Genomic DNA, 24,071 nt, shown 5'->3' on the forward strand with positions numbered 1-24,071 from the left:
GAATTTGAGCGACGTGTTGATTGTTCTGAGGCTATGATAAAAATTGTCTTTATCAAAATCATGCTTAAAAGATTAACTACTTCTTTTTAAACACCCTCTCAGGATGACAAAATCAGCCATCAGAGCTCTAAATTCCATTTCTTGCCCAGCTCTGTCAAGTCATTTACCACAGGATCCACCACCGGGATGCCTTCTGTCATGCGCACCGCTTCCATTTCACGTTCCGGGTCGCCAGGTATCAAAACTTTTTCATGACCTTCCGCCGGTTTAGCATTCCTGAATCGTTTAATCCAGTTATCCATGTGTGCTTTAAATTCATCCGCAGGGCGGAAAGCATCTACGCGCATAGCACCGAAGAAATGTCCCAAGCCTTGGCCTGGCATATTTTCTGGCATTGGTACATAAGCAGGGAACGGCGGCGCCCACGGACCATAACTTGCGCCACTCAATACCGCAGAGAAAATATCCACAATACTACCAAGCGCATAGCCCTTATGACTGCCGTGTTCTCGGTCGCTGCCAAGTGGCAGAAGTGCACCTTGTTTCTTCAGAATATTTGCGTCTGTGCTGTCGTTGCCGTCTACATCCTGCACCCATCCCAACGGTGCCTCTGCATCTTTACGTTGTAAAATTTCCAGCTTGCCATTTGCAGCGGTGGTAGTTGCCATATCCGCGACAAAAGCAGGTTCTTCATTTGCAGGAATAGCTACTGCAATTGGATTCGTGCCCAGCATCCGTTCTACTGAAAAAGTAGGTGCTACCAAAGCGCTTGCGTTAGTCATCGCCATGCCGATCATGTCTTGCTGCAAAGCCATCATTGCATGATAACCGGCGATGCCAAAGTGGTTACTGTTTTTTACGCTTACCCAACCGGTGCCTACATTTTTTGCTTTGTCAATGGCAACCTGCATCGCAAACGGCGCTACTACCAGTCCAAGTCCTGCATCGCCATCTATTACCGCAGTGGAAGGTGTTTCGTGTACGATTTTAATGTTTGGTGTTGCATTGATGCGGCCAGCTTCCCACAAACGTACATAACCGCTCAGACGGGCTACGCCGTGGCTGTCGATGCCACGCACATCGGCCGATAGCAATACTTTGGTCGCCAATGTTGCATCTGTATCGCTGCAACCCATTTTCTGAAAGATGGAATAAGTAAACTGGTATAAATGATCGTATGAAAAAGTAGTAGCCATTGGACAAAAAAATTGCTGAACAAAGTGAATGTTCAGCAAAGAAAAACAATTTTCAATCAAGCCTCAGCTAACTCATCCGAAGGAGGAGGGCTCCCAACGTGAGAGTCGCCCATGTTTGCTTGCGCGTGTTTGTCATGGTGAGCGAAGTCGAACCATTGTGCGCTTGGCCTTGCTCAACTGTGATATGGCCATGTAATTTAAGTTGAGCGAAGTCTCTGACTTCGCCCGGGCGGAAAGCGGTCTCCGGACCGCAGTGTATTGTTTCGGCCGGTCAGGAGACCGGGTGCCACTAGAACGAAGTCTGAGACTTCGCTCAACATGGGCAATGGGCAATGGACAGTGGACAATGGTGTTGTTGCATAAATAAATCCTTTACTGGCAAGAGCTACACCAGGCAAAGATTCCAAAAAACGGCGCAAAATGAACTTTCCATCAGCTACAAGCCCCGTCAATACTGCAAACAATTATACAACAACGCCATGAACAATTAACAGTTGGTACTCGTTTTGTATAACCTCTATAATGATTCTAACATGCGTTTACCACTATCTTGCTAAACTCTTTTTGTGCAACGTATGCTAACTGCGCCGTCCCTTTTTGAAGTTCAAAACAAGCCAGATTGAAAGAATTTAATATAAAAATGCGGTCAAATAAGCTTTTTATTTTGGTGGTCAATGAATCTTCAAAAACCTTGAAATCTGATGAAAGGCTGCTTTAGTTCCTCAGGAAGACTGTCGAGCATTTCTGTAAAATTTTTCTCCATAATCGAGTGTTAAAACCTGGCAACCTTTCAACGTATCAACTTTTTAACCTATTAACGCCAAAGCTACGCTTTAGGCTTATCGTAATTGAACATCCACTTCACACCAAACTTATCCGTACACATGGCAAAGCGTGCGCCCCAGAACATATCCTGAGGAGCCATTTCAGTAGAGCCGCCGGCAGCCAGTGCAGCGAAAGTACTGTCCAGGCTTTCTGCATCTTTAAAATCGAGCGATAACGAATAGTTGTTACCGAACGTGATTTCATGTTTGGAATCAGAATCAGAGAACATCATCATGAAGTTTTCCATTTTCAACGTGGCGTGCATTACTTTGTTCTTATCGGCATCTTCACATGGCATAGGAGAATCGACGAAACGTTGCATAAACAAAACTTCGCCTTTCAGCGTGTCTTTATAAAAATTAATTGCTTCTTCGCAATTGCCGTTAAAGAACAGATAAACGACCAAATTCATAGACTTAATTTTTGGGGATTGACAATGGAATAAATATACCGGAAATCCATCCTTTCAGTATAAAATATTATTGGATAGATAATTGTCTTTGCATTAAGCCTTGAATATTAAGCCTAAATTCTAATATACTTGTTATTGATATGGTACTTTACGAAGGTTTTGTAACTTTGCGGCGCAATGAATATCCAAGTACTCAAATCAAAGATTCATCGTGTAAAGGTTACTGAAGCGAACCTACATTATATTGGCAGCATCACAATTGATGAAGCGCTGATGGAAGCGGCTAATATAATAGAGCACGAAAAAGTGCAGGTGGTAGATATTGAGAACGGCGAACGCCTGGAAACTTATGTGATTAAAGGCACACGCGGTTCCGGTATGATTTGCCTCAATGGTCCTGCCGCACGCCGCGTACAGATAGGGGATACACTCATCATTATCTCTTACTGCACAATGGAATTTGAAGAAGCTAAAAAACATAAACCAACCATCATTTTCCCGAACGAGGACAATAGCCTGTAATCCTTATCTTTACAGTCTATGAAGAAAACCCTGCTTACCATACTGCAGCTTGTTGTATTCGTGGGGTTAGGCGTGGCTATTATCTATTGGAAAGCCGGTGAGCTTTCTGAAAGTGATAAGGCGGAAATGTTCCGTTCCATGCGGTCTGCCAACCTCTGGATGCTTATCCCGCTGGTTATAACCGGTTTTTTATCTCACTGGTTTCGGGCGCTTCGTTGGCGCTTGCTGCTAGAGCCATTGCATGTAAGACCTTCCGTTACCAATACTACTATTTCAGTACTTATAGGTTATTTGGCCAATCTCTTTATTCCACGTATGGGTGAAGTAGCCAAGTGTACCGTTTTAGCACGTTATGAAAGGGTTCCGCCTGATAAAATGGTCGGTACTATCGTTGCTGAACGCGCTTTTGATGTAGTTTGTCTGATACTGGTAACAGTAACGGCGTTTATCCTGGAGGCAGACGTGATTGGTGGTTATGCGCAGGAGGTTCTGGGTAAATACTTTCAAAAGACAACTTCGTTACTCGTTGCCATTGGCGGATTGGTAGCAGTTATAGCTTTGCTGATTTTCATTTACCGTCGCAATAAGGATTCTAAAGTTGGTAAGTTCATTAAGGGAATGGGCGATGGTGTGCGTTCTATTTTCCATTTGCAAAAACGCGCTTTATTTCTGTTCTATACGGTGATGATCTGGGCAAGTTATTTGTTCATGCTGCAATTAGGCTTCTGGAGCATGCCTTTTACGCAGCATTTTGGCGGAATGACGGCGCTTGTTGTCCTGATTTTCGGAAGTGTAGGAATGATTGTAACACAAGGCGGTATCGGCGCTTATCCGGTACTCGTCGGAAAAGTGTTGACGCTCTATGGTCTCGACGAGCCTTCCGGTCTGGCCTTTGGCTGGGTGTCGTGGATGGTGCAGACTTTTATTATCTTACTGCTTGGCTTTATTGCGCTGCTTTTAATGTTCACTTACAACAGAAAAGTACATCATTATGACTATGTCGAAACTGGAATGGATACAAAATAAAATTTACCAGCGCGAGAAGTTGGTAGCACATGTCAACGCGGCAAGAGCAACCGCAAAACGGATTGTTTTTACCAATGGTTGTTTTGATATCCTCCATCACGGTCACCTTGATTATCTGGCGAAAGCCGCTGATCTGGGCCATATGCTGATCGTGGGTGTTAACACAGACGCGTCCGTAAGAAAACTGAAAGGTCCGGAAAGACCTGTAAATATTGAAAATGACCGTGCACTGCAACTGGCCTCTCTGCTGTTTGTGGACGCCGTTTGTCTGTTTGACGAAGACACGCCAAAAGAATTGATCGAGGCGATCAAGCCCGATGTACTCGTAAAAGGTGGTGATTATACGATTGATAAAGTTGTGGGTGCAGATTTTGTGATGGCGAATGGTGGAATGGTAGAACTGATCCCGTTTGTGAAGGGTTATTCGACCACCGGTCTGCTGCAGCGTATTAAGGAATTGTAAATTCTGCGTTTCAACGCTCTGTAAACCCTCAGTCTTGTGATTGAGGGTTTATTTTTGTAGCTTGATGAAGAATCGTAGCACTCCGCTTGTGAAATCCAATAAACAGACCATTGTAAGAGACCTTAGCTGGCTGGCTTTTAATGAAAGGGTATTGCAGGAAGCAAAAGACCCCTCGGTACATCTCCATGACCGGCTCCGTTTTTTGGGCATATTCTCCAATAATCTTGATGAATTTTTCCGTGTGCGCGTAGCCACGCTGAATAAAATGATCCGTTTGGGAAAAGCCGCCAAAGTGCATATGGAGGCCAATCCTGAGAAAATCCTTCGTCAGATCCAGGAAACGGTGATTAGTCAGCAGACTTCGTTTGATGAAACTTACGAAGATATTATCCGGGAAATGGAGAAAGGCGGCATTTTCATGAAGAATGAGAAGCAGCTGAGTCGTAAGCAAAAGGAATTTATCAAGATATATTTCGATGAAAAAGTGCGCACACAGATTGTGCCGCTGATGATTGAAAGTATCCCGCAAATGCCTTTGCTGCGTGATAAATCCATTTATCTGGCTTGTGTATTGGGAAATACTTCCAATCCGATGCTGCAGCGCTATGCGTTGATTGAGATTCCAACCAAAGTATTGCCGCGCTTCGTGATCCTGCCACCGGATGGGGATAACGAAAAGGATATTATTCTTCTGGAAGATATCATCCGGTTCAATCTTCCTTATCTGTTTGCGCCATTCGGATTCAACCGTTTTTTGAGTTATATCATTAAAGTAACGAGAGATGCGGAACTGGAAATCGAAAATGAGGTTTCTACCAATGTAATTACCGAACTGGAAAAAGGCTTAAAAAATCGTAAAAAAGGCCGTGCAACCCGTTTTATCTATGATCGGTCCATCGATCCGGGCTTGCTCGACTATCTTATAAAAAGACTGACGCTTACCAAGAAGGACAACCTCATTGCCGGCGGACGCATTCATAATTTCAAAGACTTTATGAGTTTTCCGTCTTCCGTTTTTCAGGATTTTCATCCGCGTCCACGCGCGTTCGTACATCCGCTTTTGCAGCAACCTTGTCGTATTATGGAAGTATTGGAACAAAGGGATGTAATGCTGCACATGCCGTACCATTCTTTCGATTCTGTTATTGATCTTTTACGTGAAGCAGCCATCGATCCGTTTGTGCAGAGTATCAAAATTACTTGCTACCGCCTGGCCAAAGATTCAAAGATTGTCAACGCCTTGATTAATGCGGTACGCAATGGCAAACAGGTGACCGTGATGTTGGAACTGCGTGCCCGTTTTGATGAAGAGGCCAACCTGATGTGGAAGGAAAGACTGGAAGAAGAAGGTGTAAAAGTAGTGCTCGGTGTGCCAGACATGAAAGTGCACGCCAAACTTTGTGTGATCAAAAAAAGGGAGTTTAATAAAACCAAACAATATGGTTTCGTTTCTACCGGTAACCTGAATGAAAACACAGCACAGTATTACGGTGATCATTGTCTGCTGACAACCAACCGAAATATTCTGGCCGATATCAACCGTATTTTTAATTTCCTTGAAAATCCAACGCCGAAATTTGATGCGATGCGTCAGTGCAGAACTTTGCCTGTAGCACCTTTAAACATGCGTCGTCATTTCATGATGCAGATCGATAAGGAGATTAAAAATGCGCGGAAAAAGAAGAAAGCGTTTATCATACTAAAGATGAACAGCTTGGTAGATCCGGAACTGATTAATAAAATATATGAGGCTGCAAGAGCTGGTGTAAAGATCAAATTGATAGTGCGTGGTATCTGCGGCGCTATCACACAACAGAAATCTTTTAAAAATAATATTGAAGCGATCAGTATCATTGATGAATATCTGGAACACGCCCGTGTTTTTGTGTTTCACAATGATGGCAAACCGCTTGTATATATTTCTTCGGCCGACTGGATGGTGCGTAACCTTGATCATCGTGTAGAGGCGGCGACGCCTATTTACGACAAGGAAATACAACAGGAACTGATGGATATCCTGAACATTCAGCTTGCCGAGAACGTGAAAGGACGTATATTAGATAATGAACAAAAGAACGCTTACGTGCAGCGACATGAGCACGAAGCGGAAGTACGTTCTCAGATTGCCATTTACGACTATTTGCTCAGTAAACAGTACAAACATTGATTCTCGCTGCAATAGACATAGGTTCCAACGCTGCCCGCCTCTTGATTTCGGATGTAAACGTATATCACGACGGTTCGGTAGATTATACAAAGCTGACTTTATTACGCATTCCTCTTCGTCTTGGTTTTGATGTTTTTGAAAAAGGGATTATCTGCGAAGAGAAAAAAGGACAACTGATAGAGACGCTAAAGGCTTACCGTCATCTCATGAATTTCTACAAGGTAGAAGCCTGGCGCGCCTGCGCTACTTCTGCAATGCGTGATGCCAAAAACGGTAGGGAAATCATCGCGGAGGTAAAGGAAAAAACCGGACTGGAAATTGAAGTAATCTCCGGTCAGGAAGAAGCCAATGTGATCTATGAAACGCATATTGCGGAAAATCTGGCGCTCAACAAATCATATCTCTACATTGATGTGGGTGGTGGTAGTACCGAGGTCACATTGTTCTCGAAAAATAAAACCATCTTCAAAGAATCATTCAATATTGGTACCATTCGATTGTTGCATAATAAAGTAACCAACGAACAGTGGGATCATATGAAATGGTATATCAAAACGCATGTCCGCAATTACCAGCCGATAGAAGCGATTGGTAGCGGTGGCAACATCAATAAAATATTTTCGATCTCCAAGCGGAAAGAAGGCCGTCCATTGCCGCTCGAACTACTGAAAGATTATCATAAAGAATTAAGCGCCGCTTCCATCGAAGAGCGCAAACACGTTTATCAATTTCGCAGTGATCGTGCCGATGTAATTGTGCCGGCATTGCAAATCTATATCGCCATTATGCGCTGGGCCGGAGCTGATGAGATTTATGTTCCGAAAATCGGTTTGGCAGATGGTTTGATAAAGATGCTGTACCGCGAACAAAAGGAGAAAGCCGTTAATTCGACGATCAGCTAATTCGGCAATTGCACATATTTAAAATCAAAGAGTCCGCTGCTTGCAACGGGCTCTTTGATTTTTGTCATAGGTGAGCGCTAAGCTAACGCTCTGGTCAGGAAAAAGAATAATAAAAGAAGCCGCTCTATGAGCGGCTTCAAATTTATTTTCCAAATCAGCTAATCAGCGATCAGCCAATCAGATATTTTATGCTTCAGCTTCCATGTAAGCTTCTGTAGGCTCGCAAGTACAGATCAGGTTACGATCGCCAACTGTGTTGTTTACACGTTTAACGCTCGGCCAGAATTTGTTTGCATGTACATAAGGCAGTGGGAAAGCAGCTTGCTCACGGCTGTAAGCATGGTTCCAATCACCGATGATTACTTCCGTTTGCGTATGCGGTGCATTTTTCAATGCGTTATCTTTCTTATCAGCGTTACCTTCTTCTACAGCGCGGATTTCAGCACGGATGCTCAGCATCGCGTCACAGAAACGATCCAGCTCAGCCATGTCTTCAGATTCTGTAGGTTCGATCATGATCGTACCTGGAACCGGGAAGCTCATAGTCGGTGCGTGGAAACCGTAATCCATCAGACGTTTTGCAACATCTTCTGCTTCGATTTCCGCAGTTTTCTTGAATGGACGGAGATCAACGATGAATTCGTGTGCACAAGTACCGTTTGTACCAGAATAAAGAATATCGAAATCTTTTTCCAGACGAGCTTTCATGTAGTTGGCGTTCATGATCGCATATTCAGTAGCTGCTTTTACACCAGCAACACCCAGCATGCGGATATATGCGTAGCTGATCAGCAGAATGCTTGCAGAACCGTATGGAGCAGCACTTACAGCGTGTGTAGGATGCTCAACGCCATTGTTTGTATCTACGTGTGAAGGCAGGAATGGAGCGAGGTGTGATTTAACACAGATCGGACCCATACCAGGACCACCACCACCGTGTGGAATAGCAAATGTTTTATGCAGATTCAGGTGACAAACGTCAGCACCGATCAGACCGGGAGCTGTAAGACCAACCTGAGCGTTCATATTTGCGCCATCCATATAAACCTGTCCGCCGTTCTGGTGGATGATTTCAGTGATTTCTCTTACGCTTTCTTCGAAGATACCGTAAGTAGAAGGGTAAGTGATCATGATACCTGCGAGGTTAGCAGCATGTTGTTCTGCTTTTGCTTTCAGGTCAGCTACGTCAATGTTACCATTTTCGAGTGCTTTAATCACGATTACTTTGTAACCAGCCATTACTGCAGAAGCCGGGTTAGTACCGTGTGCAGAGATCGGAATCAGAATCACGTTACGATGACCTTCTCCGCGGCTTTCGTGGAAGCTGCGGATCGTCAGCAAGCCAGCGTATTCACCGTTTGCACCAGAGTTTGGTTGCAGACTGCACGCATCGAATGCTGTGATTTCGCAGAGGTATTCAGAAAGTTCTTTGATGATTTGTGCATAACCACCAGCTTGTTTCGCAGGAACGAATGGATGCATTTTGCTCCAGTGTGCCCATGTCAGCGGAATCATTTCAGATGCAGCGTTGAGCTTCATCGTGCAAGAACCCAAAGAAATCATGCTGGTATTCAGCGACAGATCTTTGTTTTCCAGCATTTTGATATAACGCATCATCTGCGATTCGCTGTGGTGCTTATTAAATACTTCTTGTGTCAGGAATTCAGAAGTACGAACGAGTGGCATTGGGAAGCCTGTCAGTACTTTATCATCTTCAATACCGAAAGCAACCGGTTCTTCTGAAATCGTAAATACAGAAAGAACATCTGCGAGATCAGACAATGTAGTTGTTTCGTCCAGCGCGATAGTTACGAGGGTAGCATCGTCGTTGAAATAACGGAAGTTGATTTTCTGAGCTTCTGCTTTGCTGCGGATTGCCGCAGCATCTTTTACACGTACAGTCACAGTATCGAAGAAAGAACCAGACAACAGTTCGTAGCCATATTCTTCCAGCGCTTCAGAAAGTGTGTGTGTCAGAACAGAAACGCGTTTAGCGATATCTTTCAGACCGTTCGGGCCGTGGTATACAGCATACATTGCAGCCATATTAGCCAGCAATGCCTGAGCGGTACAGATATTTGAAGTCGCTTTTTCACGTTTGATATGCTGCTCGCGGGTTTGCAGTGCCATACGCAATGCACGGTGACCGGAAGCATCTACACTGATACCGATGATACGGCCAGGGATGTTACGTTTGAAGTCATCTTTTACCGCGAAGAATGCTGCGTGCGGTCCACCATAACCCAATGGAACGCCGAAACGCTGTGCAGAACCAAATGCAGCGTCTGCACCCAGTTCACCCGGAGCTTTCAGCAAAGTCAGCGCCAGCAGGTCGGTAGCCATCGCTACATAACCGCCGATATTGTGTACGCTGTCGATGAAAGAACGGTAATCTTCGATAGAACCTTTGTCATTTGGATATTGAACAACGGCACCGAAGTAAGTATTATCTATTTCAGCCTCTGCATAATCGCCGAATACCAGCTCAATGCCGAGTGGAGTAGCGCGTGTTACCAGCAGGTCGATTGTTTGCGGGAAAATTTCTTTGTCTACGAAAAATCTAGGACGCTCAATTTTGTCGCCTTTATTAACCGTATGGAAGAACATAGCCATTGCTTCTGCACCAGCAGTAGCTTCATCTAAAAGGGAAGCGTTGGCGATTGGCAAAGCTGTGAGGTCACATACCATCGTTTGGAAGTTCAGCAGACTTTCCAGACGGCCCTGAGAGATCTCAGCCTGGTATGGTGTGTATTGAGTGTACCATCCTGGGTTTTCGAAAATATTGCGCAGAATCACACTTGGCGTGTGTGTATCGTAGTAACCCTGACCGATATAGTTGCGGTGCAGGTCGTTTTTCAGCGATACTTCCTTAAGAAAACGCAAATAAGCAGCCTCGCTCATAGATTCCGGCAGCGCCAGTGGCTTTGCCATACGGATAGAACCCGGGATTGTTTTAGCAATCAGTTCATCAAGGCTGTCGACACCTATGGTTTGCAGCATTTTTGCTTTGTCGTTCTCGTTTGGACCGAGGTGACGGCCAGCAAACTCACGATTTTGAAGCGCAAATAAATTCATAGAAAATTAGCAGAAATGTAAAAGAATGGGCAAAGTTACAGGTATGTAAGCTAATTGCAAAGTGATCTGTTATTTGCCGGACTTATAGACATATTGTTAATCTTCGTGTGCACTGCATTCCTTCATCATCCTTTCATTAAAAAGAACCATATCATGCCTGTTTTTTACAAAGAAGGAATCCTTTCTCCTGAAAATGAACATGATTTGAATTTTTAAATTATAATCGGCTGCTAATTTTTCGCAATGCGCATAATAGTCCGTTCCGTTTTGATAAGGCATTACATCTAAAACAATTACATCGTGGTGGGTTTGTTCATAAACCAAATCATCCAGCGTCGCCTTTTTACACAATACTATAAACACGATCGTCGCCATAATTCCAATCTTTAGTCCGGGTAGAAGAAGGAGAACCGTGCCAGCATAACTTAATGCTGAAAGCAAAAAGCTTAAAACTGTGTTATGAATTGAAAATTACCCCTGTTTGTTACACCCGCGGTAGGAGCTGTCCCCCGTTATTTGGGGTTGTGACGTTTGACGAGTACTCACAACTCATTGCTGACCACTACCCTTTCCCAAAAAATTCACTATTTATCATAGACCATTCACCATAGACTTTTTACTTTTGGTTCACTATGCACCCCCAAATAGCTGATAACCAGCTCCGCGTTCATTTTTTCCTTTCCTCCCCGGCGCATCTTGTTTTCAAGGGAGATTCGCTTATCTACAGTGGGATAGACATGGCAACACCTATTATGGACAGCATTTTGAAGAAAGCTGAACGCCCAAAGCCTGACGCTTAAAACTGGCGATTTTAGCGCGGCAGGCCAAGACGCTCCCTAAAACCGGGTACTACTTATAGTTGAACCGCATCTGAGGTAGTGGGTAACCGGGTAGGATCCGATAAAATAACAAGTTCTACGTGGTCATCGACGGCCTTCCACCCTGTCTATAACCAGGTAGAACCCGGTCAAGAAACAACTCCAACCCAGTATTCAACGGCCTTCAACCTGGTTCCTTAATACGTAAGACCCGGTTAAGTTGAAGTATCAACCTGGTAAAGGATGCTGTTCAACCCGATATCCAACGGCATCCAACCACGTTCCTTAATACCTAAAAGGCGGTCAAATCAAAGTATCTACCCCGTAAGCAACTGCATTTATTGTGGTCCGACAATAGCTGTAACCCGGTTTTCAACAATACCGCGCTGGTACAAAAAAGCAGAAAGCTGTGCCGGGTGACACAGCTTTCTGCTTTAGGCATTTGACTTTAAGCGCTAATCCAGCAGATAATTTGGTTCGTCTGTGATCAGATTCAGGTCGATATTATTTTCCATACCGGCGATACCTTCGATAGAACCGCGAACATGCGCCGCATTTAGCAATACTTTTTCCAGTTGTTTTTCGCGTGCTTTCCAGAGCTTTTCCATAGCATCACGTTCTTTCTGAATAGAGATACGCATCGACATAAAACCTTCACGGATTGCTTTCCATTGTTCCGAAAATTCGCTGCTGGTAAGGTAATTGTAGAGCAACGTCATTTTATCACCTTTGTTTTCCTGGCTTTTCGCCGCCGCATGCACTTTCATCACCAGGTCGCGCAGTACCGAGCTTAGGGCACGCACATCATTGAAGCTACAAATCCACACGCCATCCTTTTCACCAAACGTATCCATGTCTTTAGGCATCGCCTGCGTTACGATTACCGCGATATCAGCGCCCAGACTGCGCATATCGGCTTTTAGTTTTTCAATCCAATCCTGAGAAAAATCCTTGGTCCGTTTACTTTCATAGATGATCCGGCCGCATTCCTGTCCGAAGCTGTTACGCACCGTTTGAATACAATCCGCGCCACGCACACCTTTGCCAACTTCTGATACTACATCAAAAGGGAAAGTATTGCGCAGTAGAGCTTCTAGTGCCAATTCTTGCACCTCGCCCTGAAGTTGCATAGAACCTTGCTCTGCTTTACGTTTCATTTCTTCCGCCAGTTTTTTCTGGTCTTCCAGTTGCTTGCGGAGTTCCTGCATCTGCATCTGGTGCTCGTTTTCTTTTAGCGACATTTTGTCCGCGGCTTCCTTGGCCACCACTTCTTTCAGTTTATCGCGCTCTTCCATGAGCTGGCGCTGCAGGTTCAGTTCCAGTTCTGCCTCTTTATTTTTCAATTCCTGCACTTTCTGCAGAAAATCGAGTTCCTTTTTGCGGGCTTCTTTTAGTTTTTCCTCGTTCTCAGTAGCTGATTGTTCCAGCATCCGCATTTTATTTTCATAATCGCTGCCAATGCTTTTGCGCAATTGTTCTTCTACCTGCGTGGTGATTTTTTGCCGTTCTACTTCTACTGCACGGGTTAGTTCTTTATCTTTTTCCTGCAGTTGCTGTTGAAACTGTATCTCCTTATTCTTGAATTCGTCTTCCTTCTTCTTCTGCCATTCCTGCACTTTTCCGCGCAATTGTTTCTCAATTTCATTGCGCATGGCGTCTGATGGTTCAAACTGATGCTGGCAATTAGGACATATAATTGTTGTGGACATATAACTAGCTCCTCTAAACTTCTATAAAATACAAATTTCAGGTTTTTCACAACGAATGAAAGGGAATATTATTTTTGGTGGGATTTTTCACGCATGCGCGTTTTCATAACGTTTTTCATAGCCGCCATTTTTATTACGCTGAACGCCTACGCTCAGGCGCCTGCGCGTGCACAGCAGTATTTTAACGAAGCAATGCGTTATAAAGCTGCAAAGCGCGATGAAAAAGCTTTCGATGCAATGGAGCGTGCCATTAAGGCTGCGCCTGATTTTGCCGGAGCCTATAGCACTTTGGGTGAATGGTATTTTAATGCACATCAATTTGCAAAAGCGTCGGATGTGTTTAGGAAAGCAACGATAAATATTAAAAACGGTAATCGCGATTTTGCATATCCACTGGCAAAGAGTCTGTTGTACGCGGAAAAAATAGCAGAGGCACAAAGCGTGCTGGCTGGTAGTGCTCCGGTCAAAAGGGAAAAAGACTGGACAGCACTCAGACAACAGGCTGCTTTTATGCTGCAGGCAATGCGTAATCCAATAAAGGATACCATTTTTAATATGGGTTATCGCATTAATACGTCTTATGCAGAAATGTATCCGAATATATCGGCCGACGGGCTGAGCCTTTTCTATACACGTCGTACCAATGGTATTGATGAAGATTTTTATCGGTCGGATGTAGATAGCTGTGGAGGCTGGTTTTCGGGCAAGCCCCTCCCTTATCCGATCAACACATTGAGTCAGGAGGCATCGCAGTGCGTTTCTGCCGATCGGCACTATCTGTTTTTTATGCGCTGCGATAATCGCAGCCCGAACGGTTGGGATAAAGGTGGTTGTGATCTCTATATGGCTTATACGGCGGATAGCATCTGGTCTACACCTGAAAGTTTTGGTGCCACGATCAATACGCCTGGTTTTGAAGGAATGCCTTGTCTGTCTTCTGATAACCGGGAATTGTATTTCGTCAGTGACCGTCCGGGTGGATTTGGTGGAAAAGACATCTGGATGAGCCGCTTTGAACACGGCTTATGGCAGGAGCCCCGGAATTTAGGCCCCGAAATAAATACGCCCGGCAACGAAATTTCGCCTTATTTGTTTGCGGATAACCAGACCTTATATTTCGCATCTGATGGACATGTCGGGATGGGTGGAAGTGATCTGTACCGTAGTAAAAGAGTAGACGATTCTACCTGGAGCCACCCTGAAAATCTCGGTTATCCGATCAATACACCTTATGATGAAATCAGCCTGAACTTAACGCAGGATGGTAAAAAAGCTTATCTCAGTTCTGATCGCGATAGCGCTGCCGGTAATTTTGATATCTATGAAATGAACTGGCCCGAAAATCTGCAACCGCAGCCCGTTACATTTATCAAGGGATATGTTTACGATAGTCTGAGCAAGGAACGGCTCAATAACGCCAATATTTTTATCAGCGACGCCAGTACTGGCGCTGAACTTTATGAATACAAATCTAATCGGGGAGATGGTAGTTTTACATTTACACTGCCATTAGGGAAAAAATACAGCCTGATTATTGATCGTTATTTATATAAAAGTCTTGCAGATACACTTACTTGCGATTCTCAATATCTGGTGAGGCCGATGGAGTTTAATATTTCCATGCTGCCTTCTGACTATGTAAAACCTGTTTCAGACAGTCTGGTTTTGGTTGTTTATTTCAAGAAAAACAGTGTAGAACTTTCGGATTCTGCTAAAGCCGCAATCGATGCTGCAATGCAATCCTGGTTGCCACAGAACGATATACACATATTCCTTAACGGGTATACAGACAATAGCGGTACCCCAATCGGAAATGAGCAATTGTCCTATCAGCGTGCCAACCTGGTAGCCGCCAATCTTGCAGCCCTGAAATTCTCGGTTGATATACTTGAAGTTCACGGTTGGGGAGAAGTAAGTCCGGTTGCGGGCAATGATACAGAGGAAGATAGAGACAAAAACAGAAGGGTAGAGATTGTGATACGCAAATAGCCGAAAGGGCAAAGTTTAAGGCTGGAAGCGGCCCTTATTTTTTGTTTTAGGCTTTAAGCTTTAGGCCTTAAGCATGAAATCACCATTCGCCAGTGACCATTCACCACTTTATTTTTCTACTTTTATCCCCAAATATTCAGAACCGTTTATGGCTCATCAAATATTACAAGGTAAGAAAGGTATCATTTTTGGCGCTCTGGACGAACGCTCCATTGCTTGGAAAACAGCAATTGCTGCAGTTGAGGCCGGCGCTCAGATCGTATTGACGAATGCTCCGATTGCACTGCGCATGGGTAAAATCAATGAGCTGTCTAAACTCTGTAACGACGCACCGGTTATTCCTGCTGATGCAACTTCTATGGAAGATCTCGAAAAACTCTTCACGCAGTCTATGGAAGCATTGGGCGGTAAAGTGGATTTCGTACTGCATTCTATCGGTATGTCGCCAAACGTTCGTAAAAACATTGACTATACCAATACCAACTACGATAATTTCCACAAAACTTTAGATATCTCTGCAATGTCACTGCACCGTGTGTTGCAGACTGCAATGAAACTGGATGCACTCAATGAATGGGCTTCTGTAATAGCACTTAGCTATATCGCTGCTCAGCGTGCATTTCCGGGTTACAACGATATGGCAGATGCTAAAGCGCTGTTGGAAAGCATTACTCGTAGCTTCGGTTATCAATATGGCTTCGCGAAAAAAGTACGTGTAAACACCGTTTCTCAATCGCCAACTATCACTACTGCCGGTTCTGGCGTTTCTGGTTTTGATTCATTCTTCCACTACGCAGACAAAATGTCTCCGTTGGGCAATGCAACTTCAGAAGATTGTGCAAGCTATTGTATCAGCCTGTTCAGCGACTATACACGCATGGTGACAATGCAGAATCTGTTCCATGACGGCGGTTTCTCTTTTACCGGTGTAAGCCACCTCGTTATCGAAGAAATCAACAAATTAGCTGCGGAAAGCGCAAACAGTTAATACATAAATTGAAGCATGGCAATATTTCAGCGTATGCAACGTTCTAGACGTATGCAATTAAAAAAATGGACATCTGCCCTATTGCTCGGCATTTCCTGCTTTGCTGCGAAAGCGCAGGTGGCGGGTGGCCAGGCTGCGTTTGAATATTTGCGAATGCCCAATTCACCTCACGTTTCCGCACTTGGGGGCATTAACGTTTCCGATCCCGATCAGGACATTTCTTTTGCATTGCAAAACCCATCGCTGATGCGTGAAGGCTTGCACAATCAGATTGGCCTTAACTATAACAGCTATTATGCAGGGATCAGCATTATGAATCTTGCTTATGGCTATCATGTAGAAAGTATTAAGACATCTTTTGCATTGGGTGTTCAGTATATCAACTACGGAAGTTTTACGCAAACGGACGACGTTGGGAACATCTACGGTGATTTTAAAGCAAACGACTACGCAATCACATTGGCTGCATCACGTAGCTACGGTGAACATTGGCGATACGGCGCTTCCTTGAAACTGGCGAATTCATCTTTATACGATAAAAAGGCAACCGCATTACTGACGGATGTGGGTGTTACTTATCACGATACAGGTTCGCTCTGGACGATCGGCGTGGTGGCCAAAAACATGGGTGTAACACTGAAGAAATTCAATCCGGACAACACTGCGGAACCGCTTCCTTTTGATCTGCAGATCGGTGTTTCAAAACGTTTCAAACACCTTCCGCTACGATTGATGGCAACTATCCACCATTTATACGAATGGGATATCGCTTACAACAATCCGGCTGATGTAACTTCTACGAATCTTTTCGGTGGCGATACTGCTACCAGCAAAGAGGCTAGTTTCAGTAGCAAACTGTTCCGTCACTTTATCTTTGGTGGTGAATTGTTGCTTGGCAAACGTATCGCAATTTCGGTTGCTTACAATGACCAGCGTCGTCAGGAACTTGCTATTCCGGATCGTAAAGCCGTGTCTGGATTTTCATTTGGTGCAGGTGTTTATCTCAACAAATTCCAGGTGCACTACGCCCGGTCTTATTATAGCGTAGCTGGCGCATACAATGAATTCGGCCTGAATATGTGCCTCAACAAAATCATGGGTATCGGCAAGACCGGAGACAAGATCAACTGGAACAAAGAATACGATGATAATTGGGAATAACCATGGTCAATGGTGAATGGTCAATTTCTCATAAAATAATATACAGCCTCTGCAGTAATGCGGAGGCTGTTTTCGTTTGGGTTTTGGTCTTTCAGTCTGACGTTTCACTTATTGACCATTCACCATTGACCATTCACATTTTTAATTACATTCGCATTCCTTACTATTAAAATTGTTGTATGCAGGAATATGCTGCGGGCGTTGCCGCCAGACTTAATATCGCTGAGAAACAAGTAGCCACCGTTCTCGAACTTTTAGCTGAAGGTGCTACCATTCCATTTATCGCCCGCTACCGTAAAGACCGTACTGGTGCACTCGATGAAGTTCAGATTCAAAATATTCAGGACGAAGGAAAATTTCTCAAGGAGTTTTCTGAGCGGAAAATTTTCATCGAGAAAACAATTACCGAACAGGGGAAAATGACTGAAGCATTGCAGAAAAAGCTGGATGCTGCAATAACAATAAACGAACTGGAAGATATCTATCTGCCTTACAAACCAAAACGCAAAACTAAAGCACAGACGGCCCGTGAAAATGGATTGGAACCTTTGGCATTATTGCTTTTGGAACAAGGCAATATTGCACCGCTTACAGAGGCCGGAACGTTCATAACGGAAAATGTAAAATCACCGGAAGAAGCCTTACAAGGTGCGCGTGATATCATAGCCGAAATGGTTAATGAAGATGCACAAGTGCGTGCTAAAATGCGTAAGCTGTTTGAAAGTACAGCAACCATGCAAAGTAAAGTGCTGGCCGATAAAGAAGCAGAAGGTGTCAAATACAAAGATTACTACGAATTTTCTGAGCCTGTCGGTAAAATTCCTTCACATCGTATTCTCGCCGTAATGCGCGGTTTTATGGAAGGCGTATTGCGTATGGTCATTGCTCCTGAGGAAGAAGAAGCATTATTGATGACGGAAAAAATGTTTGTGAAAGCAAACAATGAAGCCGCCGACCATGTGAAAAAAGCCGTTAAAGATGCTTATCGTCGCTTGTTGCAACCGAGCCTGGAAAGCGAATTTCGCATGGCATTAAAAACAAAGGCCGACGAAGAAGCTATCAATGTATTTGCAGAAAATCTGCGTCAGTTGCTTCTTTCTTCTCCACTCGGCGGAAAACGCACGCTGGCGCTTGATCCGGGTTATAGAACAGGCTGTAAAGTAGTTTGCCTCGATGAAAAAGGCGAACTCAAAAAAACAGATCTGATTTACGTTCATGAAAACAATTTCAGACTGACGGAAGCGGAACAAAAAATCCGCGCGTTAGTTAAAGAATATAAGATTGAAGCATTTGCCGTAGGCGATGGTACCGCGGGTCGCGAAACCGAGCAGTTCGTGAAAAAGCTTGATCTCGGGCTACCGGTATTTTTAGTGAACGAAGACGGAGCTTCTGTATATTCTGCATCTGAAACAGCACGTGAAGAATTCCCCGATCAGGACGTGACCGTTCGTGGTGCGGTAAGTATTGGCCGTCGCTTGATGGATCCGTTGGCGGAGTTAGTGAAAATCGATCCGAAAAGTATTGGTGTGGGGCAATATCAGCATGATGTAAATCAGGTGCGTCTTAAGGAGCGTTTGGATCAAACAGTGATCAGTTGCGTGAACGCTGTAGGTGTAAACTTAAATACGGCAAGTAAACATTTGCTCGGCTATGTTAGTGGTATCGGACCATCCCTGGCAGATAACATTGTAAAATACCGCAGCGAGATCGGAAGCTTTACCACTCGTAAGCAACTCATGCAAGTTCCGCGTTTGGGCAGTAAAGCATTTGAACAGTGTGCAGGCTTCTTGCGCGTGAAAAACGGCGACAATCCGCTGGATGCAAGTGCCGTGCATCCGGAAGCTTATAACGTGGTATTGGCTATGGCTAAGGATCTTGGTGTGGACGTGGCGAAAATGATTGGCAACGATCAATTGGTGAATAGTATTCCCGCCAATAAATATGTTACAGAAACCATCGGCGCACATACTATTCAGGACATCCTCAAAGAATTGAAAAAGCCTGGACTTGATCCGCGTAGTGAAGCACAGGCATTTGAGTTTGCCGGCATTTACAAGATTGAAGATGTTCATGTCGGGATGATTGTGCCTGGCATTGTTACCAATCTGACCCGTTTTGGCGCGTTTGTTGATATTGGTGTTAAACAGGATGGACTGGTACACGTTTCTGAAATTTCACACAACTATATCACCGATCCTAATGAAGCGCTCAAACTGAATGATAAGGTAACAGTAAAAGTGCTGGAGGTAGATGTGGCGCGTAAACGCATTTCACTTTCCATAAAACAAACGCTCGAGGTGCCCGCGCGCAGAGACAGGCCTAAAGGAATGGGCAGCGGGGGTAATAAAAATGAGCACAAAGAAGAAAAGGACATGTTGGGAATGAATATGAATGACGCACTTAGCCTGTTGAAAAAGAAGTTTGGTAAATAAAACCTCCGAATTTTTAAAACGCCCGGTAATCACTCCGGGCGTTTTTGTTTTTATGCTTTTCAGAAAAGTTTATCCGGATATTAAATCTGTACACTTGGAACAGTTTTTTCAAATACAATTTCGTATTCAGGTAATTAACTTGAAAAAAGCTGGTCTGTACATTCGTGTAAGTGGTTAATTATCATCTTTTTATATTCTATTTAAGTTGGAGGTTGTAATTAGACTTTATGTTTAAAAATATGTCACTCAGAAAATACTTTGGTACACCCGGAATTTTTTATTGGCCGATCTTTGTGTTAGACAAAACACTAAGTCTATTTTTTGCATAGTTATTTCATTGTCAAATTTTTAGAAAGTTAAATTATATAAATATAGCATAGTATTACATACTTCACACCCCAGCTCAACATGGGGTTCCCCTTTCCTCCTCTCTTGCTCTTAAGTCTGTTGCTCCCCAACAGACTTTTTTTGGCCCAAAAATTGATCTAAATATTGCTACGCCTACTATATATGGTATAAAACACATGCAAGAAATAGATTATTACTTATCCACGAATGCCGATTGTATAAGGGATGCAGCTGAAACAATGGCAAAAGTTACCGGAAAGAGTATCTACTATAAAAACGGTGATATTATTTTTCCCGCTGACTTCGCGACTGGGAAGTTTAAATACCATGAGTTAGCTGAAGGGCTTTCGGTTTTGTTGATCAATTGTACCTTTTATTATCCGATAAAATTTGTTCGTACAGCTGTGAAGAGTAATGATTATCATCTCTTACATTTTAATCTGACTGCTGCGCCGGTTATCGTAAACAAAGCTAGTGGCCGGGTAGTAGACATAGGTTCTGATTGGAAAGATGCAGTGTTTTATTCATCTACGGGCAAAGGCGTGGAGTTGACTCCGCCCATTGGGGCTCCACTTCGGCTGGTTTTAATCATCGCTAATCAGACTTGGTTTGCACGAAATTTCCGGCCTGACCCTGCACCTTTCCCCGGTAGTAAGCTCGAGGCTTTCGGAAAGGGGGGCGCATTTCAATTTACCACAAATCTGAATATAAAATGCCTGCCAGTTGCGGAAGAAATGCTTACGACTTCATTGGCAGAATCCATTATGCCTGTTTACCTAAAAGGTGATGTATTGCGATTGATTGCCCAGTTTAATATGGCGTTAATGGCGGATAAACCGGAATTTGAACGCACTGCTTTTGAAACAGCAATACGCGTAATGCAGTTAAAAGAAAGAGTTGATCAGGATTGGATAAACTGGAAAAAGACCAAGGATCCGGAGCTTCCGATTATTACTACCGCCCAGGCGGCGAAGAGTTGTCACACGAGTAAGACAACTTTTTGCCGGTTATTTTGGGAAATATATGGGATGCAGTTTAAATCCTATTTCGACGAATTACGTTTGCATGTTGCGGCGGAAATGCTGGCCAGTGGTGTAAAGCCGCTGGGTGTGGCATTGCAGATCGGGTACAAAACGATGGGAGGCTTCGCGAAGGAATTCAAAAGGATATTCAATCTGACACCCGTGCAATACCAGGGGCGCCATAAGCCGAAGCAGGGCAAATAGGATCCGGAGAAAGATTAGCCGGTTTTCTGTGGCGGAAGCAAGGTGCCGAGCATATCCAGGAAATCCACTCTTGGAATCATTTCTGCACCGAGGCTTTCCAGATGTTCTGTGTGCACCTGACAGTCAATTAGCGCTATGCCTTCCGCTTTTAAAAGTTCAACGTAAGAAATGAATGCATATTTACTAGCATTGCTCATTTTGCTGAACATACTTTCGCCGAAGAAGACCTTTCCTATTTTCAGCCCGTATAGTCCGCCTACCAACACTCCATTATGCCAGGCCTCGGCAGAATGAACAATACCCATGCGGTGCAGCTCTGTGTATGCCGTAACTACTTCATCACCGATCCAGGTGCCGTCCTGGTCTTTACGGGTAATATGCCGACAATTTCTGATTACCTCTTCAAATGCAGTGTCGGTTTTAAATTCAAAGTGGCTGCGCTTCAGCAGTTGCCGCATGCTTTTGCTGATTTTTAATTTTTCGGGAAATAAAACGAACCTTGGGTCCGGACACCACCAGATTGGCGGTTCATCCTCATTAAACCAGGGAAAGATACCATTGTGGTAAGCCAGTAAGATTCTTTCGGTACTTAAATCACCGCCAATCGCCAGCAATCCGTCATCCATCGCCTCCGAAGCGGGAGGAAACCATAGTTCATCATTGAGCACATTTATCATTCGTCTGTATTTTACTTTCCGGAAAGGCGATTGATCCCAGCTTTGGACTGTTGATCAAGTGAAGATTGAAAATCGTGATTCCGCATCTGCAGACATATACGATAATATTGTAACGCCGAGTCGTTTTTGCCCTGTTTTTCGTAGATCATCCCGATTTGCAAAGCAGAACGAGCAGCATACTGTTCTTTCATATCCTTGCCTGTATTCAAAGCAATCTGGTAATATTGAATTGCTTTGGCATCCTGGTTCAATTCATCAAAAAGCTTTCCGGTGCGGTAGTTGTATTCTAGTTTATCTGCCGGATTATTGAAATTAGTTTCGTTGAGCCCGGAGAGTTTCGCCTGCGCCTGAGTGAAATAGCCGCCGTCGGTTAATAAACGAACCTGAAGCAAAGTAGGATTGGGCCATTTTTGTGTTTCGGCAAGTCGCTCGGCCTGTTTATCGGCATCAACAATTGTATTGCCCTGTGCTTTCAACTGCGAGAGGCAGTAATTTGCTTTAGACTGGTTTTGTTCCAGGTAAAACATATAAGCCATTTTCTGCCAGGCGTCTTTTGTATAAAGATTACCTTTATTTCTGGTTACGTATCGTTGAAAATAGTTGATCGACGAATAGTCTACCTTAAGCATCAGGGCATTACCCATTTCATAATCCATTGTGGGAAACTCGTTATAATTTGACAAGGTTTGTGCATAATGCATTGTCTGCAAAGCTGTTTCTGCTCTTCGGTTATTTAACGAGAGATTGGTTCTTACAAAGCAACGTAATAGATTATTCTGTATCTGGAAATCATTACTGTTGACAAAATTCCACACCTGGTCAGGTTGCGATAGAAGGTAAAATCTTATATAACATTGAAAAATAACTGCTTCTTCCCTTAATATATCGGTAGTGTTTGTGTGTTCTTTCAGGAAAGTGGTCAACTTATTGTTGCCGTTTTTTACATTGCCTTTCATGCCAAAAACAGAAGCAAGCCATTTATAATCTTCAGGTATCGTACCGACGGCAGCTTCTTCCAGGCCCAAAAACACGTTATTGTAGGTGAAATCGGGGAATTTCTCTCTATTTTCCCTCAAAAGCTGGAAAGATTTACGAAAAAGAGTAGCTGCTTTGAAATTTTCGCCGAATCGGCCGTGGATGAATGCCCAATGCAAATAAACCCCGGCCTTGCAGAGACGATACCAGGGAACATCTTCATTCCCCTTGTTGAGCAAATCAAGCCGTTCGTTGAAATGACCTTTGCGTTGTTGCATGTCAATTTCGCTTCCGTTAAATAATAGTAACACAAAATCTTCGTAATCTGATATATAAGTTGCCATCAGATTGTAGGGATTCTGTTTTATCGCTTTAATGGTTGCTGCATTTCCATCGGCGAGGTCCATGGAAAGATAAGAACTGTAAGCAGCCCTGCAGCTGGCATCATAATCGTATGTATAATTTTGCGAATTCGCCCTTGTAGAGAGGCAAAACAGCGATACAAATATTAAAAAACGTACGAACATCTCCAGACAAATGTACAAGCAGGAACTATTTTTTTTACCAGCAAATTCTATTTTATATATTCATTAAGAAACCATTCTGTATTTAAATTATAATGAATAGTTTTTCCGGAATAGGAGAGAATTTATATTTTCTTATTTTTGGCATGCATTTTGTTCTTCTTTAATCACCAATAAAATAACTATTATGAAATTGATTCGCAACATTGCATTGACGTCTTTTTTGACGGTGGCTGCTTTTTCAGCCGTGACTTTCACTTCTTGTAGCAAAGACGACAGTGGTTGTGCTGTAGGATATGAAGGCAGCGACTGCAAAACACTCAGCCGTGATAAATTTGTAGGTACTTACGTAGGTACAGAACAATGTACAACAGGTACGGATAATTATAGCATTACAATTGCTGCTAATTCTGATGCTATCAAATTGACGATGAGCAACATTTATAACAATGGTAATCCTGTTTTGGTTGCAACTTGTACAATGACTGGTACAAACACCTTTACTTTTGATAACACACAAAGCGGTATCAGCTTTAAAGGAAACGGTACGCTTAATGGTAACCAACTGGTAGTTGCTTATCAAGTGAACGATGGCGGTACAACAAACTCTTGTACTTACACTGGTAATAAATAAGA

The 24,071-nt window shown here is 43.6% G+C and carries 18 protein-coding genes; 11 read left to right on the forward strand and 7 right to left on the reverse strand.

Annotation, left to right across the window (positions count from 1 at the left end; all coding sequences use genetic code 11):
* Positions 1-119 precede the first annotated feature (119 nt).
* Positions 120-1,196 (reverse strand): Ldh family oxidoreductase, encoded by a 1,077-nt coding sequence (locus DN068_RS08635; protein WP_110998511.1) that lies wholly within the window; start codon positions 1,194-1,196, stop codon positions 120-122.
* 826 nt (positions 1,197-2,022) lie between these two features.
* Positions 2,023-2,433, reverse strand: coding sequence for a VOC family protein (locus DN068_RS08640; protein ID WP_110998512.1), 411 nt, complete (start codon positions 2,431-2,433; stop codon positions 2,023-2,025).
* Between the two features lie 177 nt (positions 2,434-2,610).
* On the opposite strand from DN068_RS08640, the gene panD reads away from it, so the two are divergent.
* The 5 genes from panD (at position 2,611) to DN068_RS08665 (ending at position 7,513) form a co-directional block, all read left to right on the forward strand.
* Positions 2,611-2,955 carry an aspartate 1-decarboxylase gene (panD, locus tag DN068_RS08645; protein ID WP_110998513.1) on the forward strand — a complete coding sequence of 115 codons (345 nt, stop codon included), beginning with the start codon at positions 2,611-2,613 and terminating at the stop codon, positions 2,953-2,955.
* 18 nt (positions 2,956-2,973) lie between these two features.
* On the forward strand, positions 2,974-3,981 hold the full coding sequence (locus DN068_RS08650) for a lysylphosphatidylglycerol synthase transmembrane domain-containing protein (protein ID WP_110998514.1): 1,008 nt from the start codon (positions 2,974-2,976) through the stop codon (positions 3,979-3,981).
* A complete protein-coding gene (gene rfaE2, locus DN068_RS08655) occupies positions 3,953-4,444 on the forward strand; it encodes a D-glycero-beta-D-manno-heptose 1-phosphate adenylyltransferase (protein ID WP_110998613.1) in 492 nt (163 codons plus the stop codon). The genes DN068_RS08650 and rfaE2 overlap by 29 nt, the downstream gene beginning before the upstream one ends.
* 88 nt (positions 4,445-4,532) lie before the next feature.
* Complete coding sequence (gene ppk1, locus DN068_RS08660; protein WP_243630175.1) at positions 4,533-6,611, forward strand: polyphosphate kinase 1; 2,079 nt, start codon at positions 4,533-4,535, stop codon at positions 6,609-6,611.
* Positions 6,608-7,513 (forward strand): Ppx/GppA phosphatase family protein, encoded by a 906-nt coding sequence (locus DN068_RS08665; protein ID WP_110998516.1) that lies wholly within the window; start codon positions 6,608-6,610, stop codon positions 7,511-7,513. Before ppk1 ends, DN068_RS08665 begins: the two co-directional genes overlap by 4 nt.
* A 186-nt stretch (positions 7,514-7,699) precedes the next feature.
* Here the strand turns inward: DN068_RS08665 and gcvP are convergent, their stop codons facing one another.
* The 3 genes from gcvP to DN068_RS08680 all read right to left on the reverse strand — a co-directional run bounded on the left by gcvP (position 7,700) and on the right by DN068_RS08680 (position 13,058).
* Entirely contained in the window at positions 7,700-10,588 is a 2,889-nt protein-coding gene (gene gcvP, locus DN068_RS08670; protein ID WP_110998517.1) for an aminomethyl-transferring glycine dehydrogenase, read from the reverse strand.
* Between the two features lie 96 nt (positions 10,589-10,684).
* Positions 10,685-11,029, reverse strand: coding sequence for a hypothetical protein (locus tag DN068_RS08675; protein ID WP_110998518.1), 345 nt, complete (start codon positions 11,027-11,029; stop codon positions 10,685-10,687).
* Between the two features lie 832 nt (positions 11,030-11,861).
* Positions 11,862-13,058, reverse strand: a complete 1,197-nt coding sequence (locus tag DN068_RS08680; RefSeq protein ID WP_243630178.1) for a DUF2130 domain-containing protein — start codon at positions 13,056-13,058, stop codon at positions 11,862-11,864.
* Between the two features lie 150 nt (positions 13,059-13,208).
* On the opposite strand from DN068_RS08680, the gene DN068_RS08685 reads away from it, so the two are divergent.
* From DN068_RS08685 to DN068_RS08710, 5 genes are all read left to right on the forward strand, one after another.
* Positions 13,209-15,104 (forward strand): OmpA family protein, encoded by a 1,896-nt coding sequence (locus DN068_RS08685; RefSeq protein ID WP_110998520.1) that lies wholly within the window; start codon positions 13,209-13,211, stop codon positions 15,102-15,104.
* Positions 15,105-15,252: 148 nt separating this feature from the next.
* A complete protein-coding gene (locus tag DN068_RS08690) occupies positions 15,253-16,092 on the forward strand; it encodes an enoyl-ACP reductase FabI (protein ID WP_110998614.1) in 840 nt (279 codons plus the stop codon).
* A 33-nt stretch (positions 16,093-16,125) separates the two neighbouring features.
* Positions 16,126-17,253, forward strand: coding sequence for a type IX secretion system protein PorQ (gene porQ, locus DN068_RS08695; protein ID WP_165836328.1), 1,128 nt, complete (start codon positions 16,126-16,128; stop codon positions 17,251-17,253).
* 179 nt (positions 17,254-17,432) lie between these two features.
* Positions 17,433-19,685, forward strand: a complete 2,253-nt coding sequence (locus DN068_RS08700) for a Tex family protein (protein WP_110998522.1) — start codon at positions 17,433-17,435, stop codon at positions 19,683-19,685.
* Positions 19,686-20,209: 524 nt separating this feature from the next.
* On the forward strand, positions 20,210-21,259 hold the full coding sequence (locus tag DN068_RS08710; protein ID WP_110998524.1) for a helix-turn-helix domain-containing protein: 1,050 nt from the start codon (positions 20,210-20,212) through the stop codon (positions 21,257-21,259).
* A gap of 14 nt (positions 21,260-21,273) precedes the next feature.
* Here DN068_RS08710 and aat read toward each other — a convergent pair whose 3' ends face one another.
* Entirely contained in the window at positions 21,274-21,936 is a 663-nt protein-coding gene (gene aat, locus DN068_RS08715; RefSeq protein ID WP_110998525.1) for a leucyl/phenylalanyl-tRNA--protein transferase, read from the reverse strand.
* 11 nt (positions 21,937-21,947) lie between these two features.
* Entirely contained in the window at positions 21,948-23,438 is a 1,491-nt protein-coding gene (locus DN068_RS08720; RefSeq protein WP_110998526.1) for a tetratricopeptide repeat protein, read from the reverse strand.
* Positions 23,439-23,622: 184 nt separating this feature from the next.
* Here DN068_RS08720 and DN068_RS08725 point away from each other — a divergent pair, with 184 nt between their 5' ends.
* Complete coding sequence (locus tag DN068_RS08725; protein ID WP_110998527.1) at positions 23,623-24,069, forward strand: hypothetical protein; 447 nt, start codon at positions 23,623-23,625, stop codon at positions 24,067-24,069.
* The last annotated feature ends 2 nt before the right edge of the window (positions 24,070-24,071 follow it).

The sequence above is a fragment of the Taibaiella soli genome (assembly GCF_003236175.1).
Taxonomy (GTDB): Bacteria; Bacteroidota; Bacteroidia; order Chitinophagales; family Chitinophagaceae; genus QKTW01.